Origin of the sequence: Variovorax sp. J31P207 (assembly GCF_030316965.1) — a bacterium.
GTDB classification, from domain to species: domain Bacteria; phylum Pseudomonadota; class Gammaproteobacteria; order Burkholderiales; family Burkholderiaceae_C; genus Variovorax; species Variovorax ginsengisoli_B.
In genome coordinates this window covers 589211-604857 of record NZ_JASZYN010000001.1, presented here as the reverse complement: position 1 = coordinate 604857, position 15647 = coordinate 589211, and the positions used below count along the sequence as shown (strand labels likewise).

The 15647-nt window shown below is 69.5% G+C and carries 16 protein-coding genes; 5 read left to right on the top strand and 11 right to left on the bottom strand.

What is annotated here, in order from left to right; translation table 11 throughout:
• Positions 1-14: 14 nt before the first annotated feature.
• Genes QTI68_RS02915 through QTI68_RS02880 form a run of 8 tightly spaced genes read right to left on the bottom strand, consistent with a single transcriptional unit; the run spans position 15 to position 7209 of the window.
• Positions 15-770 (bottom strand): ABC transporter ATP-binding protein, encoded by a 756-nt coding sequence (locus tag QTI68_RS02915; protein ID WP_286519563.1) that lies wholly within the window; start codon positions 768-770, stop codon positions 15-17.
• Positions 763-1545, bottom strand: a complete 783-nt coding sequence (locus QTI68_RS02910) for an ABC transporter ATP-binding protein (protein WP_286519556.1) — start codon at positions 1543-1545, stop codon at positions 763-765. Before QTI68_RS02910 ends, QTI68_RS02915 begins: the two co-directional genes overlap by 8 nt.
• Positions 1542-2534, bottom strand: a complete 993-nt coding sequence (locus tag QTI68_RS02905) for a branched-chain amino acid ABC transporter permease (protein WP_286519555.1) — start codon at positions 2532-2534, stop codon at positions 1542-1544. Before QTI68_RS02905 ends, QTI68_RS02910 begins: the two co-directional genes overlap by 4 nt.
• Positions 2527-3405: a branched-chain amino acid ABC transporter permease gene (locus QTI68_RS02900; protein ID WP_286519554.1), complete on the bottom strand. Its 879-nt coding sequence runs from the start codon at positions 3403-3405 to the stop codon at positions 2527-2529. The genes QTI68_RS02905 and QTI68_RS02900 overlap by 8 nt, the downstream gene beginning before the upstream one ends.
• A 4-nt stretch (positions 3406-3409) precedes the next feature.
• Positions 3410-4336 (bottom strand): NAD(P)-dependent oxidoreductase, encoded by a 927-nt coding sequence (locus QTI68_RS02895; protein ID WP_286519553.1) that lies wholly within the window; start codon positions 4334-4336, stop codon positions 3410-3412.
• Between the two features lie 13 nt (positions 4337-4349).
• Positions 4350-5096, bottom strand: a complete 747-nt coding sequence (locus QTI68_RS02890; protein ID WP_286519551.1) for an SDR family NAD(P)-dependent oxidoreductase — start codon at positions 5094-5096, stop codon at positions 4350-4352.
• A 51-nt stretch (positions 5097-5147) separates the two neighbouring features.
• Positions 5148-5987 carry an HTD2 family dehydratase gene (locus QTI68_RS02885; protein ID WP_286519550.1) on the bottom strand — a complete coding sequence of 280 codons (840 nt, stop codon included), beginning with the start codon at positions 5985-5987 and terminating at the stop codon, positions 5148-5150.
• Between the two features lie 10 nt (positions 5988-5997).
• Positions 5998-7209, bottom strand: coding sequence for an ABC transporter substrate-binding protein (locus tag QTI68_RS02880; protein ID WP_286519549.1), 1212 nt, complete (start codon positions 7207-7209; stop codon positions 5998-6000).
• 174 nt (positions 7210-7383) lie between these two features.
• Between QTI68_RS02880 and QTI68_RS02875 the strand changes: the two genes are divergently transcribed.
• The 4 genes from QTI68_RS02875 to QTI68_RS02860 all read left to right on the top strand — a co-directional run bounded on the left by QTI68_RS02875 (position 7384) and on the right by QTI68_RS02860 (position 10934).
• Entirely contained in the window at positions 7384-8613 is a 1230-nt protein-coding gene (locus QTI68_RS02875; protein ID WP_286519548.1) for a CaiB/BaiF CoA transferase family protein, read from the top strand.
• Between the two features lie 41 nt (positions 8614-8654).
• Complete coding sequence (locus QTI68_RS02870) at positions 8655-9635, top strand: Bug family tripartite tricarboxylate transporter substrate binding protein (RefSeq protein ID WP_286519546.1); 981 nt, start codon at positions 8655-8657, stop codon at positions 9633-9635.
• A 277-nt stretch (positions 9636-9912) separates the two neighbouring features.
• Entirely contained in the window at positions 9913-10329 is a 417-nt protein-coding gene (locus tag QTI68_RS02865) for a GFA family protein (protein WP_286519544.1), read from the top strand.
• A 152-nt stretch (positions 10330-10481) separates the two neighbouring features.
• Positions 10482-10934 (top strand): hypothetical protein, encoded by a 453-nt coding sequence (locus QTI68_RS02860; RefSeq protein ID WP_286519542.1) that lies wholly within the window; start codon positions 10482-10484, stop codon positions 10932-10934.
• Positions 10935-10976: 42 nt separating this feature from the next.
• Here QTI68_RS02860 and QTI68_RS02855 read toward each other — a convergent pair whose 3' ends face one another.
• Positions 10977-12422 (bottom strand): coniferyl aldehyde dehydrogenase, encoded by a 1446-nt coding sequence (locus QTI68_RS02855; RefSeq protein ID WP_286519540.1) that lies wholly within the window; start codon positions 12420-12422, stop codon positions 10977-10979.
• Complete coding sequence (locus QTI68_RS02850; protein ID WP_286519539.1) at positions 12419-13324, bottom strand: sterol desaturase family protein; 906 nt, start codon at positions 13322-13324, stop codon at positions 12419-12421. The genes QTI68_RS02855 and QTI68_RS02850 overlap by 4 nt, the downstream gene beginning before the upstream one ends.
• 115 nt (positions 13325-13439) lie before the next feature.
• On the opposite strand from QTI68_RS02850, the gene QTI68_RS02845 reads away from it, so the two are divergent.
• Positions 13440-14384, top strand: a complete 945-nt coding sequence (locus QTI68_RS02845; RefSeq protein ID WP_286519538.1) for a LysR family transcriptional regulator — start codon at positions 13440-13442, stop codon at positions 14382-14384.
• Here QTI68_RS02845 and hmpA read toward each other — a convergent pair.
• Positions 14348-15538, bottom strand: a complete 1191-nt coding sequence (gene hmpA / locus QTI68_RS02840) for an NO-inducible flavohemoprotein (RefSeq protein WP_286519537.1) — start codon at positions 15536-15538, stop codon at positions 14348-14350. The genes QTI68_RS02845 and hmpA overlap by 37 nt on opposite strands.
• Positions 15539-15647: the final 109 nt, after the last annotated feature.

Here is a 15647-nt window from a genome sequence, read left to right as displayed (position 1 = left end):
CTCTCCTTGGGATGTCATGCGTGGGCCGCCTCGCCCTGGCGTGCGCCCAGGTAGGCGTCGATGGCCTGCTGGCGGCCTTCGCGGGTGCGCAGCGCCTGGGCGTCGAGCTCGCCGACGATGTGGCCGTGGCGCATCACCCAGGCGCGCGAAGCCAGCTTGGCGGCGGCGTGGAAGCTCTGCTCGACCAGCAGCGCGGCGAGCTGCTGCTCCTGCTGGATCCGCGCCAGACGCTCGTAGACGCGGGCCACCAGCAGCGGCGCCAGTCCGAGCGAAGGCTCGTCCAGCAGCAACAGGCGTGGTGCCGACATCAGCCCGCGTCCGATCGCCAGCATCTGCTGCTCGCCGCCGCTCAGCAGGCCGGCCGGCGCCTTCAGGCGGTTCGCGATCTCGGGGAAGAAGTCGAGCACCACCTGGCGCCGCCGCGCCCGGGTGGCGGCATCGACGAAGTAGGCGCCGAGCGTGAGGTTGTCGGCGACCGAGAGGTCGGTGACGATCGCCCGGCCTTCCGGCACATAGGCGATGCCGGCGCGAAAGCGCCGCGCCGACGACCAGCCGCTGATGTCCTGGCCATCGAACAGCACGCGCCCCTGGGCCGGTTCCAGCCCGGCGATGGCCCGCAGCGTGCTCGACTTGCCGGCGCCGTTGGCGCCCAGCAGCGCCGCCACCGTCGCGCTCGCCATGGCGAGCCCGATGCCGTGCACGACCGGCCCGGCGCCGTAGCGCACGGTCAGGCCTTCGACCTGGAGCAGGTCGGGCGTCACGTCACTCATCGTCGTCTCCCAGATAGACGCGCACGACCTCGGGGTTGGAGCGCACCGCCAGCGGGCTGCCCGAGGCCAGCAGCCGGCCCACGTTGAGCACGTGGATCGTGTCGCACACCTCCATGATCAAGTCCATGTCGTGCTCGACCACCACCATCACCAGCTGCGGCGAACGCAGCCGCATCAGCGCGGTCGAGAGGTCGCGCGTCTCGACCGAGTTCAACCCGGCCGCGGGCTCGTCGAGCAGCAGCACGCGCGGCTCGCCGGCGATGGCGCGGGCGATCTCGGCCAGCCGCAGCACGCCGGGCGGCAGGCTGGCGGGCGCCTCGTCGGCCACCTGCGCGATGCCCAGCCGGGCCAGTGCCGTCAGCGCGCGTTCGCGGTGCAGCGCGCGCTCGCGCCGGCCGCGCGGCAGCGGCAGGAAGGCGTCGAGCCAGCCAGTGGTCGACTGGCGGTCCAGGCCGATCATCACGTTCTCGGCGATGCTCAGCTCGGGGCACAGCGCCACGTGCTGGAAGCTGCGCGAGAAGCCGAGCGCGGCGCGGCCGGTGGGCGCGATGCCGCCGAGGCCGATGTCGCCCAGCCGCATGCTGCCCTGCTGCGGCGCGTAGAGCCCGGTGAGGCAATTGAAGAAGCTGGTCTTGCCGGCGCCGTTGGGGCCGATCAGTCCGGTGATCTCGCCGGCGCGCATCTGCAGCGCGATGCCCTGCAGCACCTGGATGCCGCCGAAAGACAGGGCCAGGTCCTGCACCACCAGCGAAGGCGCCATCGCAACCGCGCTCATGCGTGGCCCCCTTCGAGCCGGGCCCGCAGCGCCGCCGGCAGCGCATTGACGCCGAGCACCACCGCCAGCAGCGCGCCGCCGTAGAGGATCGGCACCCAGTCGCCGGCGCCGGCCAGCAGCAGCGGCATCAGGGTCAGGAAGACGCCGCCGATCAGGCTGCCCACGACCGACATCGAGTGCAGGCAGACCACCGAGCCGACCAGCAGGAAGATCGAGGTCCAGAGCGTGAAGCTGTTGGGCGAGACGGTGGACGAGCTGAACGAGAGCAGGGCGCCGCCGATCGCGGCGATCGCCGCGCTCAGGGCCATGACCGACAGGCGGGCCCAGCTGCGGCGCACGCCGAAGGATTCGGCGGCATGGGCCGAGGTGCGGATCAGCAGCAGCGCCATCGCCTGGCGCGAACGCCGGAAGTGACGCAGCAGCAGCGCCACGGCGACCAGGCCCAGCAGTGGCAGGTAGTAGCGCTGCAGGTTCTTCGGCACACCCGGCAGCGCATCGAGCTTCACGTACAGGCCTTCGTAGCCGCCGGACACGGCCGAGAAGTGCAGCAGCAGCTCGGGCAGCGCCAGGGCGAGCGCCATGGTGGTGACGGCCAGGTAGATGCCGGACATGTTGCGCGAGGGAAAGGCGAACACCAGCCCCAGCAGCGCGCCAACTACCGCCGCCAGCGGCAGGCTGGCCCAGAGCGACAGGCCGAGGTACTTCTCGACCAGCGCGACCGTGTAGGCGCCGGCGGCGACGAACACGCCGTGGCCGATCGAGACCTCGCCGCCGTAGCGCACCAGGAAGCTGACCGAGATGATCGCGATCGCATTGGCGAAGCAGACGCCGAGCGTGAAGGTCCAGTAGCCGCCGGAGACCAGCGGCAGTGCCAGCAGCACCAGCAGGCCCAGCGCCATGCCGGCCTTGCGCGCCCGGGCCGCGCCGGTGGTGCGGGCCGCGGACGGCGCGGCGGCGGGCGGAATCGAATCGATCGGCAGGCTAGACACGGGCACCCCCTCGAATGGCGAGCACGCCCTTCGGAAACACGTTGAGCACGAGCAGGATCGTGACCAGCAGGTAGCTGTTGTTGAACTCCGCCGACAGGTAGAAGGACAGCAGGTTCATCAGCACGCCGATGAAGATGCCGCCGACCACGGCGCCGGCCAGGCTGCTGAAGCCGCCGACCACGGCCGCCGCGAAGGACTGCAGCATGAACGACGCCACGCTGGTGGACGACAGGAAGGTGGTCGGCACGATCAGCAGCGAGGCGACCAGCCCGAGCAGGCCCGCCACCACCCAGGAGAACACATGCACCGCGCGCAGGTTCAGCCCGCAGACCCGGCTGGCGAAGGGGTTCGCCGACACCGCGCGAAAGGCGATGCCGATGCGGGTGCGTTCGATCAGCAGGTAGAGCAGTCCGATCGCCACGGTGGTCACGGCCAGCACCGCGAGGTCGTAGGCCGACACCTGCAGTGCGCCCAGCTGCATCCGCCAGCGCGGCAGGGGCAGGTCCATCGAGACGACGTTGGAGCCGAACATCAGCTGGGTCAGGCCCTGGATGACCAGGCCCACGCCCAGGGTCGCGATGGTGCTGGTGAGGTCGGACTTGAACACCAGCGGCGCGATCAGCAGGTAGCTGAGCGCCATCACGGCGACCATGATCGCCAGCGTCAGCAGCACGGCCGGCAGCCAGGACATCTCGGCGAAGCTGCCGGCCGTGAAGCCGAACACGAGGAAGGCGGCGAAGCCGGCCAGGTTGCCGTGCGCGAAGTTCACCACGTTGGAGCTCTTGTAGATCAGCACGATGCCGATCGCGCCCATCGCGTAGAGCGATCCGCTGATGATGCCCGCCCAGACCAGGCCGATGAGGTCGGACATGGGTTCAGGCGCCGTGGCCGATCGCGGCGGGCGCCGGACCGAGGTTGCGGTCGATCAGCTCGATCACCGCCGGGAAATAGCGCCCGCCCCAGCCCTGGCGCGCGGTCGCCGTGTAGTAGCGCTGCGCCAGCTCCGTGACGTGGGCCGTGGTGCCGACCTGCGCCGCGAGCTCCAGCATGTAGCCGATGTCCTTGAGCGCGTATTCGGGCGGGAAGGACTTGTCCGGGAACTGGCGCGGCAGCATCGCCTTGCGGCCGTGGTTGCGCAGCACGAAGCTGTCGCCCGAGCCCTTGGAGACCGCGTCCAGCAGCACGCCCGGCTGCACGCCGGCGCGCTCGCCGATCACCATCATCTCGGCCAGGGCCATCGTGTGCTCGAACACCAGGGCGTTGTTGATCAGCTTCACGACCTGGCCGCAGCCCAGCTCGCCGCAGCGGGTGACGTCGGAGCCGATGTAGCGCAGCAGCGGCTCGATGCGCGCGAACAGCGCTTCGCTCGCGCCCACCATCAGGCTCAGCTCGCCGCGCTGCGCGGCTTCGCGGGTGCGGGCCACCGGCGCGTCGGCGAAGGCGACATCGAGCGCGGCAAGGCGCTCGCCGACCCGGCGCGCGCTCTCGACCGTGGTCGTGCTCAGGTCGACGATGACCGCGGGGCGGCGGGCGCCGGCCGTGAGGCCTTGCGGCCCGAGGCAGACCTGTTCGACCTGCGGCCCGCCGGGCAGCGAGAGAAAGACCACGTCGGCCTGGGCCGCCACGTCGGCCAGCGTGCCGACCCGGCGCGCCTTGGTGCCCTCCAGCGCCTGGAAGGCGTCGGCGTTCATGTCGAAGGCGATCACCTCGCCGGCGTGCTTGAGCGCCATGTTGCGGCACATCGGCCCGCCCATCACGCCGAGGCCGATGAAGCCGATCACGGTTGCTGCGTCGTTTGCCATGTGCGGTTCCCCGTCAGTCCATCCACATGCCGCCGCTGATGTCCAGCGACGTGCCCGTGATCCAGTTGGAGGCCGGCGAGCACAGGAACAGCGCCGCCTGCGCGATGTCCTCGGCGTTGCCGTAGCGGCCGAGCGGCACGGTGGTGTTGGCCGACGGCGCCACGCTGCCGCCCGTGACGTTGGCCCACATTGCAGTCTCCACCGGTCCGGGGGCCAGCACGTTGGCATAGACGCCGTGCGGCGCGCCGGCCTTGGCGATCCAGCGCATCATCCCGTGCACCGCGGCCTTCGAGGCCACGTACGCCGGGCCGGAGGCGACGCCGCCGTTCTTGGCCGCGATCGAGCCGGCCGCGAGGATCTTGCCGAAGCCGCGCTCGCACATCAGCGGGAACAGCTTGCGGGTCGGGTTGACCACGCCGCGCAGGTTCACCGACAGGATCGCGTCCCACTCGTCGTCGGTGCTGTCGGCCAGCGGCGTGCGGGCGATGATGCCGGCGCACAGCACCAGGATGTCCACCTTGCCGTGCTCGGCGATCACGCTGTCGACCACCTGGTCGGTGTCGGCGCGCGAAGTCACGTCGTAGCGGCGGTAGGCGATGCCGGCGCCGATGTCCTCGTGCTCGGCGCGGTCGGTGGCGACCACGCGGGCGCCGGCCGCCCTGAAGGCCTGCGCGATGGCGCGGCCCATGCCGCCGGCGCCGCCCGTGATCAGCGCGACCTGGCCTTCGAGGCTCGCCGGTCCGCTCAGGTGTTGTGCCATGTCTCTCGTCTCCTTGTGATGGTGTGGGGTGTGGATGCGAAGGTATCCGCCTCAGTCGAACGCCGCCGTGGCGGACATCGCCAGTTCGCCGTCGGGGCCGCGCGCCCACAACGCGAGGCTGCCGTCGGCCAGCGCTTGGCCCTCGAGGCGGAAGGCCCGGTCGACGAACAGCGGACTGACGCCGCGGAACTCGAAGGCCGCGAGCCTTCGGCCGCCGCCATGCTCGAGCGCCAGCTGCTGCAGCAGCGTCGCGGTCAGCGGGCCGTGCACCACCAGGTCGCGGTAGCCTTCCTCGTGGCGCGCATAGGCCTGGTCGTAGTGGATGCGGTGGCCATTGAAGGTCAGCGCCGAATAGCGGAACAGCAGGGTGGTGTCGGGCTCGAAGTCGCGTCCCCACTGGGCCTCGCCGTCATGGCGCTGCACGACGGGAGCGGCTGCGCCCGGTGGCGTCGCCTCGCGGTAGACGATGTCCTGTTCCTCGACGATGCAGGTCCGGCCGGCGCAGGTGGTCGTGTGCTCGACGGTGACGAACCACAGCGAGCCGCGCTTGCCGACCTTGTTCTCGACCTTCTGGATGCGGCTGCGGCGGGTCGCCTCGGCGTCCACCGGCAGCCCGGCCAGGTAGCGCAGCCGGCTGCCGGCCCACATCCGGCGTGGCAGCTCGATCGGCGGCAGGAAGCCGCCGCGCTTCGGGTGGCCGTCGATGCCGAGTTCGCCGCGCGGCGCGGCCGGGTTGAAGAACAGCCACTGCCAGCCCGGCGGCAGCGGGTCGCCGGCGGCCGGCGAGCGGTCCAGGCCCAGCGTCGCGGCCATGGCCTGCACGGCCGGCGCGAGGATGCGCTGGGTGCGTTCTTCTTCGCGGCCGATCCAGGCGTCGTAGGCAGTGCTCACGTTCGAACCCTCAGGAGATCTTGGCGTCGAAAACTTCGGCCGGGAAAGGCCTGAACTCGCGCAGCAGCTTGAAGCTGCCGTCGGGCATCGCCTGGATGATCCCCTCCTGGCGCACGCCGCGGTGGTCGCCGGGCTTGAAGGTCACGTTGCGCGCACCGCCGATGTTCTGGTTGCTCATCGTCTCCATCACTTCCACCAGGCTCTCGCGCGTCAGCGGCTTGCCGCTGGCCAGCAGGGCCTGGAAGCCCTTGACGAACAGGGCGCCGTTGCTCCAGCCGTTGAGGCCGAAGACCCCGATCGGATCGTTCGGGTAGTGCTTGGCGACGTTGTCGCGGTAGGCCTTGACCTCCGGTTCGTCGGAGGTGACCGGCAGCAGCCACGAGGAGAAGTAGGCGCCGTCCAGCAGCGGGCCGGCCAGCTTGCGGGTTGTCGGGTCGGCCGTGAAGAAGGGGCCCATCCACTTGGCCTCGTAGTTGATCCGCTCGGCCGCCTTGAGCGCCGCGGCGAGGTTGGCGTTGGAGCCGAACAGGATCACGACCTCGGCCTTGGCATTGGCCAGCCGGCGCACGTGGGGCGTGAAGTCGGTGCTGCGAACCTCGAACGGGATCGACTCGGCCGGCTGCTTCTTGCGCGCTTCCATGTAGAGGTCGAAGCCGCGCTTGGCGGAGCGTCCCAGTTCGTCGTTCTCCCACAGCAGGGCGACCCGGCTGGCGTTGAGGCCGCTCAGCGCGTAGTCGAGGTTCGATGCCGCCGACCAGCCGTAGTCCGGCAGCAGCGGGAACACCAGCCGCTCGGAGAACAGGGCGCTGGCGCCGCCGATCGGGCCGATCATCGGCAGGCCCACTTCCTTGGCGTAGGGAATCACGGCCACCGACTGCGCGGTGCCGGTGGCGGCGGTCAGGGCGAAGATCTTGTTCTCCTCGACCAGGCGGCGCGTCACCGCCACGCTGCGCGCCGGCTCGTAGCCGTCGTCGTAGGTGACGAAGTTGATCTTCCAGCCGTTCAGCGCGTTGCTGTCGGAGGCCCACTTGAAGCAGGCATCCGCCGCATGCGTGAGGATCGAATAGAAGGGCACCGGCCCCGTGATCGGCGTGAAGGCGCCCACCGTGACGGTCTTGCTCGCCAGGTCGATGCCCGGCGAGACCTGCTGGGCCTGCGCCCAGCCGGGCAGGGCGATCGAGGCGGCGGCGGCGCCGCCGTAGAGGAATGTCCTTCTGCGCATGACGATGTCTCCTGGATGAATTCGAACGAACCGAGGTCGGCGAAAGAATGCATTGTATAAGTTGACGATTGGCATGCGACATACGGGTTTTCGCTAGTAATAAGTGCGAATTCTTCGTTCGTCTTGCGAAAGTAGATCAAATACAATGCATTCTTGATTCAGGAGACAAGCTTCATGGAGAAATCAGTGCTGGCCGGACGCCGCGTGATCGAGCTGGGCACCATGCTCGCCGCGCCCTTTGCCGCCCACATCCTGTCGCAGCTGGGCGCGGAGGTCATCAAGGTCGAGCCGCCGCGCGGCGACCCGACCCGCAGCCTGGTGCGCGGCGGCCCGAGCGGCACCTTCATCGCCTACAGCCACGGCAAGAAGAGCGTGTGCATCGACCTGTCGAGCCCCGAGGGCCATGCGGCCTTCTGCCAGCTGCTCGCCACGGCCGACGTGCTGGTCCACAACCTCGCCCCGAAGGCGGCGCGCAAGCTGAAGCTGACGCGCGAGGACTGCCGGGCCGTCAATCCCGGGCTGGTCTATTGCCACATCCGCGGCTACGCGGCCGGGCCGCAGGCCGACGACCTGGCGTCGAACCCGGTCGCCGAGGCCTCCAGCGGGGTGATGGAATCCAACCGCATCGACGGCCGGCCCAGCCGGCTCGGGCCTTCGTACCACGACCAGTTCGCCGGCGCCTATGCGGTGATCGGGATCCTGGCCGCCATGCTGCAGGCGAAGGCCGGCCAGGACGCGGGGCCGGTCGAGGTCGGCCTCTACGAGACCGGCCTGCATGTGGCGTCGCGCGACCTGACCGGCGCCCAGCTCAAGATGCAGCTGCTGGGCCGTCCGGAGCGCGAGCCCAACGGGGAGTTCAGCATGCCGGGCTACGGGGCCTATGCCACCCGCGACCAGCGCTGGATCTACCTGTTGATGCTCACCGACGCCCATTGGCTCAAGTTCTGCCGCGCGATGGCGCTGCCGCAGGCGAACGACGACGGCCTGGCGCACCTGCGCGAGCGCAAGAAGGCGCGCGAGCAGGTGGAAGAGATCGTGCGCAGCGCCGTGGCGGCGTGCACTTTCGAGGAAGCGACCGCACGGCTGCAGGCCGGTGGCGTCGGGTTCACTGAGGTGTTGCCGCTGGAGCGCGTGCTCGACGCGCCGCAGGCCCGCCAGCCGGGCAAGCTGCGCCAGGTGCACTATCGCGGGCTCGCCTTCGATGTGCCGGAGTTCCCGCGGCTGGATGCCGCCGGCGATGGCGTGGCGACGCTGCCCCCGCCGGAACTGGGCGAACACACGCTCGCGCTGCTGCAATCCGCGGGGCTGACGCCGCGGGCCTGCGAAGACCTGCTAGCCTGCGGCGCCATCGGTGCGGCCGACCCCGACGCATTCGCCTGGGCCGCGGTGCGCCAGGCGGCGTAGCACCCGCACCGACCCACCCTCCCAACCCGGAGCCGACTGCCATGATCCTTTTCATCCAGCGTGCACGCAGGCTGCTCGCCGCCTGCCTGCTGTGCGCGGCCGGGGCCAGCGGCGCGGCAGACTACCCGGCGCGGCCGATCCGGCTGATCGTCGGCTTCCCGCCCGGGGGTGGGGCCGATTTCGTGGCGCGTCAAGTGGCGCAGAACCTCGCCCAGGCGCTCGGCGCCAGCGTCGTCGTGGACAACAAGCCAGGCGCCAACGGAACGCTCGCCGCCGCCGACGTGGCGCGCCTGCCGGCCGATGGCTACACGCTGCTGCTGGGCGTCAGCGCCAGCCAGTCGATCAGCCCGGTGCTCGGGCCGAAGCTGCCCTACGACCCGCTGCGCGACTTCACGCCGATCACCCAGGTCGGCTACACGCCGCTGGTGCTGGTGGTCAACCCGCGGATGCCCGCCAGGACCGTGAGCGAATTCGTGCGCTACGCGAACAGCGCGAGCGAACCGCTCACCTACGGCTCGGCCGGCACCGGCAACATCACCCACATGGCGGCCGAGCTGTTCGTGCAGTCGACCGGCACCACGGGGCTCAGGCACATCCCCTACAAGGGCAGCAACCAGGTCATCACGGATCTGCTGGGCGGCCACATCGCGGCCTACTTCGACACCTTGCCTTCGTCGCTGCCTTTCATCCAGAGCGGGCAGCTGAGGGCGCTGGGCGTCAGCAGCGACGCGCGCAGCAGCGCGGCGCCCGAGATCCCGACGATGCGCGAGGCCGGCGTGGCCGACTACCACGCCACCACCTGGTTCGGCGTCTTCGCGCCGGCCGGACTGAATGCCACGGTGGCCAACCGCCTCTACCAGGCGATCCACGACAGCATGGGCACGCCCGCTGCCCGCCAGGCCCTGACCGTGCGCGGCGTGGAGCCCGTGCTCGACACGCCGGCGAGTTTCCGCGCCGAGCTGGAGGCGGACATCGCGCGCTGGCGCGAGGTCACGCGCCGCGCGAAGCTCAGCCTGGATTGAAGCGCGGAGGAGCGCCATGCGGAACTGGCTCCGGCGCGCGGCGTCCTCGGTTTGCCGGCTGGTGGCCGATTCGTCTGCGTTGGTGGCGGCTGCGCACGCCGAGCCGCAGCGGGCACCGCTGACCGAAGTCCCAATGACTCATCTCAACGTTGACGGTGATGGCTGCCAGGCGTTCGCGGTCTATAGTGGCACCCAGTCGCCGCCATGATGTGGGTCGGCTCGATTCAGGCGTTGGGCCGCAGGGCCGCTTCGCCTCGCTACCTGGAGGGCGGAACGAATGAACGGTCATTGCCTTTGCGGCGCAGTCAGCCTCACGTCGCCGGATTCCCGAGCGATCGGCGCGTGTCACTGCGGTTTCTGCCGCCGATGGGGAGGCGGGCCACTTCTGGCCGTTCATTGCGGCCCTGATGTTCAGTTTCAAGGCAACGAGAACATCACTGTCTATGCGTCATCGGAGTGGGCACAACGCGCCTTCTGCAGCAAATGCGGAACGCACCTCTACTACAAGCTCTTGGCAACAGGCGAGTATTTCGTTCCAGCTGGCGTGTTCGAGTCTGCCGATTTCGACCTTGCCTCGCAGATCTACATCGACAAGAAGCCCGGCTACTATTCGTTCGCCAACCAGACGCCCATGCTCACCGAGCAGCAGGTCATCGAGCAGTTTTCCTCACCAGGCAGCGAGACGACGGCATAGCTCAACGGCCTTTCCGAGGCCTGCCGGCCATGGTCCGAGATGGAAGATGCGCCTCCGCGACCGACTTGACGGTGCGCGACCTTTCGGCGCAAAGTCGGCTCGCGATCGGAAGCACACGGGGCCTGCTTGGGTTCTGGGAGGGAATCGGGGACATGCGAACGACGCTACGTGTATGGCTGACAGGCTTTCCGCGGCGACTGGCGCGGCAGGCCCTCATCCTCGATGCTGCAGACCACCGCGCGGCGCTGAAGCGGGTTCGTCACGCGCTGTTCGGGCTCCGGCCGACGCCCCTCGACTGCACCGTGAGGGGCGGGCTGACGCGCATTCCCGAGACCTTTTCCGAACGCCAGGCCTACCTGGCGCTGGACCTGGCCACACTTCATCTGAGCAGCCGTGCCCGAGCGCTTCACACGTTGCAGGATTTGGCGCATTCGCGGCTCATGAGCCCGAGCCAAACCGAATGCCTTGCGCAGATGCTCCTGCTCGACCGGCAAGACTTCCTGGCCACGCTGGCCGACGCGATGAAGCCGTGCGCGCTTCGCCATGAGTTGCGTGCCATGCGGCATCACTTTCGGCGCGGCGGCTCGGCTGCCGCCTGGTCTTGAAGGCGAAGGCGGTATCGACCTGGCCAGCCGCCCGGTGCCGCTTCAGGTGATCAGCCTGAGCAGCCGCCCCATCCGTTCGAAGGTCCGTCCATACGGCGGCCGCAGCAGCGCCGTGCCCGACAGCCTCGACTGGTGGAACACCGGCTTCTCCTTGCTGAAGGTGCGAAAGCCGTACGCGCCGTGATAGGCCCCCATGCCGCTCGCGCCGACACCGCCGAAGGGAAGCTCCTCTTGCCCGAAGTGCCACATGCAGTCGTTCAGCGTGACGCCGCCGGAGATCGTGCCCGACAGCAGCCGGTCCTGTTCGGCGCCGCCGGCACCGAACCAGTACAGCGCCAGCGGCCGCTCGTGCGCGTTGACGTACGCGATCACCTCGTCGAGCGTGTCGTAGGCCAACACCGGCAGCAGCGGCCCGAAGATCTCCTCCTGCATGATCTTCATGTCCTCGGTCGTGTCGAGCACCAGTGCCGGCGCCAGCACCCGGCCTGCCGCGCTGCCCGCCATGCCCTCGGCGTGCAGCGGCACGACGCGCGCGCCGCGCTTCTGCGCGTCCGCGAGCAGGCCCTGCAGGCGCGTGAAGTGCCGCTCGCTGACGATGCCCGTGTAGTCCGGATTGCCCGCGAGGCGCGGGTACTGCCGCGCCACCGCGCGCCGCATCGCCTCGACGAAGGGGCCGACCGCGCTGCGCGGCACCGCCGCATAGTCGGGCGCGATGCAGGTCTGGCCGGCGTTGAAGAGCTTGCCCACCACCAGCCGCGCCGCGACCTGGTCCAGGTTGGCGCCGGCACCGACGATCGCCGGCGACTTGCCGCCGAGCTCCAGCGTCACCGGCGTCAGGTTGGCCGCCGCCGCCATCGCGACCTGCCGGCCGACCGCCGTCGAGCCCGTGAACAGCAGGTGGTCGAAGGGCAGGCCGACGAAGGCGGTGCCGACCTCGGTGCCGCCGGTGACGACCGTGAGTTCTTCGGGCGCGAAGCATTCCGCCACCGCCGCCCGCATCAGCTCGGCCAGGCGCGGCGTCAACTCCGACGGCTTGATCATCACGCGGTTGCCGGCGCCGATCGCCGCGATCGCCGGACCCATCGCCAGCTGGTAGGGATAGTTCCAGGGGCTCACCACGCCGACCACGCCGAGCGGCTGCGGGACGATGCGGCTGAAGCCGGGCCGGAAGGCGAGGCCGGTCGGGGCACGCCGCACCTTCATCCACGACTTGAGATGCCGGCGCGCGTGCCTGACCGCGGACTGCACCATCATCACGTCGGCCAGCCGCGTCACGTGCACCGATCGATGGCCGAAATCCGCTGACACCGCGCGCTCGATCTCCGGCGCGATCCGGTCGGTCATGGCCAGCAGGCGATCGAGCCGGTCGATGCGCACGGCGTGCGACGGGTTCATGTCGGCGCCGAAAGCGGCCCGCTGGCGGTCGAAGGCCGCGCGCATGCGCAGCAGCGAGGGGTCCAGGATCTGCTCCCGCACGATCGCGTTCATGGCTTGCCCGCCAGCGCCTGCGGCGCGTGGGTGGATGCATCGCTGTCGACCTCGGCCTCCGCATAGGCGCGGCCGCCGGGCACCAGCGCCGAATGCGCGCGCCGCGAATGGAACAGCGGGTAGAACATCTCGACGAACCAGCGCTCCTTGCCGAACACCAGGTCGTCCTGCAAGCCGACCTTGGCCGGGTAGCGGCGTGTGATCTTGGCGGTGCCGAACAGCAGGTCCCAGACGAACAGCAGGTTGCCGAAATTGCCCTTGTAGTGGCCGATGCCGTCGTCGTTGGTGAGCGCGTGGTGCGCCCAGTGCGTGGCCGGCGTCGAGACGGTGCGCTCCAGCACCCAGGCCAGCGGATGCAGCCACTTGATGCGGTAGAGCGGCGCGTCCCACGGCACCGCGCTGTGGGCGCCCAGGATGACGGTCAGCTTGACGACGATGTAGACCAGGTAGACGTTGCCGAAGCCTAGGTAGATCAGCACGCCCGAGGCCCACAGGCCCGGCATCATCAGGTAGTAGAAGAAGTTGTTGCGGTAGGTGACACGGATGCTCATGTAGTGCGCCGTGTGGTGCGCGCGGTGCAGCGGCCAGAGCAGCGGCGAATGCGACACGCGATGCCACCAGTACTGCGTCATGTCGTCGGCGACCAGCAGGATCGCCCCCATCGCCCACCAGGGCAGATGGGCCCAGGCATCGCGCTGCGCCGGCATCAGCAGCGCGCACAGCTTGCCCGTGACCGCGAAGATGAAAGGCTGCGAGAAGGCCAGCAGCGAGAGGAACATGAACAGTTCCAGCTTGGTGTCGTCGGCGGTGGCGTGGAACTGCCTGTGCTTGCGGGAGCCGACTTCCAGCAGCGCGAAAAAAAGAATGATCGCCACGAGGACGATGTTCTGGACGAGGTTCACTGTCTTGTCTCCTTGCTTTGTGCCCGCAGTGTTCCGTCAATCGGCTATTGAGTCCAATGCATAGTGAAGCTAATCTCAATGCAGTGGCTGCAATTGGCCGCCAAGGAGTGGCGTCATGGACTTGAAGCGCTGGACCCACATCGTCGCGGTTGCCGACCGGCGCAGCTTCATCCGCGCGGCGGAGCAGGTGCACCTGAGCCAGCCGGCGCTGACCCGCAGCATCCAGGCGGCCGAGGCCGAACTCGGGCTGCAGCTGTTCGATCGCGGCACCCAGGAGGTGGTGCCGACGCCGGCCGGCGAGTTCATCGTCGCGCGGGCGCGGCAGCTGGTCTTCGACAACCGCTGCCTGGAGCGCGACATCGCGCTGTACCGCAGCCTGGAGCTCGGCGATACCGCCTTTGGAGTCGGGCCCTTTCCGGCCGCGACCTTCCTGGCGCCGCTGCTGGCCTCGATGCGGCGCGAGTACCCGGCCATCAACCTGCGGGTCGAGATCAGCAACTGGCAGCTGCTGCTGGCGCGGCTGCGCGAGGAAGACATCGAGTTCTTCGTCGCCGACACGCGCGACCTGCCGACCGACAGCAGCCTGGACCTGCGGCCCCTGCGGCGCGAGCCCGGCGGCTTCTACGTGCGCGCCGGGCACCCGTTGGCGCGGCGCAAGCGCGTCGCGTTGCAGCAGCTGTGGGCCTGCGGGGTGCTGTCGGTCCGGCTGCCGGAGGGCGTGCGCGCCATCGTCGCGCAGCTGCTCGGCCTGCACTCGGTGGCCGAGCTTCGGCTGGCGCTCGAATGCGACCACGTCGACTTGCTGAAGGACATCGCGCTCGGCTGCGACTCGGTGCTGGCCGCCCCGCATGTCGCAGTCGCGCCAGAGGTCGAGGCCGGCCGGCTGTGCGCACTCGACATCGAGGGCCTGCCGCCGATGGCGTCCGAGATGGGGGTCGTGACGCTGAACGGGCGCACGCCATCGCCGATGGCGAAGCTGATCATGGGCCGGCTGCCGGGCGGTGAGCGCGCCCAGACCGAGCCTTACTCCAGCGCCGAAGCCGGCCCGAAGAACTCGTAGCGCGCCTGCCGATCCGGCACGCCGAGCGTGCGCAGCGCGCTCTTCACCTGCTGCATGAAGGGCTTCGGTCCGAGAAAGTACGCATCGATGTCGCGTGTCGCCGGCAGCCACTGCGCGAGCTTCTGCGCGTCGAGGCGGCCGACCGCATGCGGCGCATCGGCTTCGGCCGCTCCTTCGCTCACTTCGTCGTAGCAGTAGAAGCGCGCGAGCTGCGGATGCTTGTGGGCCAGCGCATCGATGGCATGGCGGAAGGCATGCGCGCCGCGCGTGCGCGCGCAGTGGATGAAGTGGACCGCGCGCGAGGTCTTCAGCGCGGCCTCGAGCATCGCCAGCGTCGGCGTGATGCCGACGCCGCCGCTGATCAGCACGAGAGGCCGTTCGCCCGGCTCCAGCGTGAAGGCGCCCGCCGGCGGGAACAGCTCGACCGTGCTGCCCTCGGCGACTCCGTCGTGCAGGTGGTTCGATGCCAGGCCGCCGGTTTCGCGCTTGACGCTGATGCGGTAGGTCTTGCCGTTCGGCGCCGCCGACAGCGAGTAGTTGCGGCGGATCTCGTTGCCGTCGACCACCAGCCGCAGGCCGATGTACTGGCCCGGCTTGAAGTCGAGGATCGCGCCGCCGTCGGCCGGCGCGAGGTAGAAGGAGTTGATCTCCTCGCTCTCGACTTCCTTGCGCACGACGACGAAGGGCCGGGCACCGCGCCAGCCGCCGGGCGCATCGGCCCGCTCGTCGTAGGCCTGCTTCTCGGCACCGATCAGGATGTCGGCCAGTTGCCCGTAGGCGGCCGCCCAGGCGGCGATCACCTCGTCGGTGGCGATCTCGGCACCGAGCACCTCGCGGATCGCACGCAGCAGGCAGGCGCCGACGATCGGGTAGTGCTCGGGCAGCACCTGCAGCGCGACGTGCTTGTTGACGATCTGGCCGGCCAGATCGCCGAGCGCTTCCAGCCGGTCGATGTTCTTGGCGTACATCAGCACGCCGTTGGCCAGCGCGCGCGGCTGATCGCCGCTCGCCTGGTGGGCCTGGTTGAACAGCGGCCGCACTTCGGGATGCTCGGCGAGCATGATCCGGTAGAAGTGGGTGGTCAGCGCCTCGCCGCCGGTTTCGAGCAGTGGCACGGTGGCGGTGACGATGGATTTCTGTTGCGGGGTCAGCACGGAAAAGGCTCCTGGAGTTCAGATGGATGCCTTGTTCATCGCAATCTCCGTTCCAGGCGCGGGCCCGAGCAAAATCAACGGCTTGGCGTTGACAGTGTCGTTATGACCT

Coding starts and splice junctions, on each gene's coding strand:
- QTI68_RS02910 (WP_286519556.1), bottom strand. CDS start 1,545: ATGAGCGCGGTTGCGATGGCGCCTTCGCTGGTGGTGCAGGACCTGGCC.
- QTI68_RS02880 (WP_286519549.1), bottom strand. CDS start 7,209: ATGCGCAGAAGGACATTCCTCTACGGCGGCGCCGCCGCCGCCTCGATC.
- QTI68_RS02895 (WP_286519553.1), bottom strand. CDS start 4,336: ATGGCAAACGACGCAGCAACCGTGATCGGCTTCATCGGCCTCGGCGTG.
- QTI68_RS02915 (WP_286519563.1), bottom strand. CDS start 770: ATGAGTGACGTGACGCCCGACCTGCTCCAGGTCGAAGGCCTGACCGTG.
- QTI68_RS02845 (WP_286519538.1), top strand. CDS start 13,440: ATGGACTTGAAGCGCTGGACCCACATCGTCGCGGTTGCCGACCGGCGC.
- QTI68_RS02900 (WP_286519554.1), bottom strand. CDS start 3,405: ATGTCCGACCTCATCGGCCTGGTCTGGGCGGGCATCATCAGCGGATCG.
- QTI68_RS02855 (WP_286519540.1), bottom strand. CDS start 12,422: ATGAACGCGATCGTGCGGGAGCAGATCCTGGACCCCTCGCTGCTGCGC.
- QTI68_RS02860 (WP_286519542.1), top strand. CDS start 10,482: ATGCGAACGACGCTACGTGTATGGCTGACAGGCTTTCCGCGGCGACTG.
- QTI68_RS02870 (WP_286519546.1), top strand. CDS start 8,655: ATGATCCTTTTCATCCAGCGTGCACGCAGGCTGCTCGCCGCCTGCCTG.
- QTI68_RS02890 (WP_286519551.1), bottom strand. CDS start 5,096: ATGGCACAACACCTGAGCGGACCGGCGAGCCTCGAAGGCCAGGTCGCG.
- QTI68_RS02875 (WP_286519548.1), top strand. CDS start 7,384: ATGGAGAAATCAGTGCTGGCCGGACGCCGCGTGATCGAGCTGGGCACC.
- QTI68_RS02865 (WP_286519544.1), top strand. CDS start 9,913: ATGAACGGTCATTGCCTTTGCGGCGCAGTCAGCCTCACGTCGCCGGAT.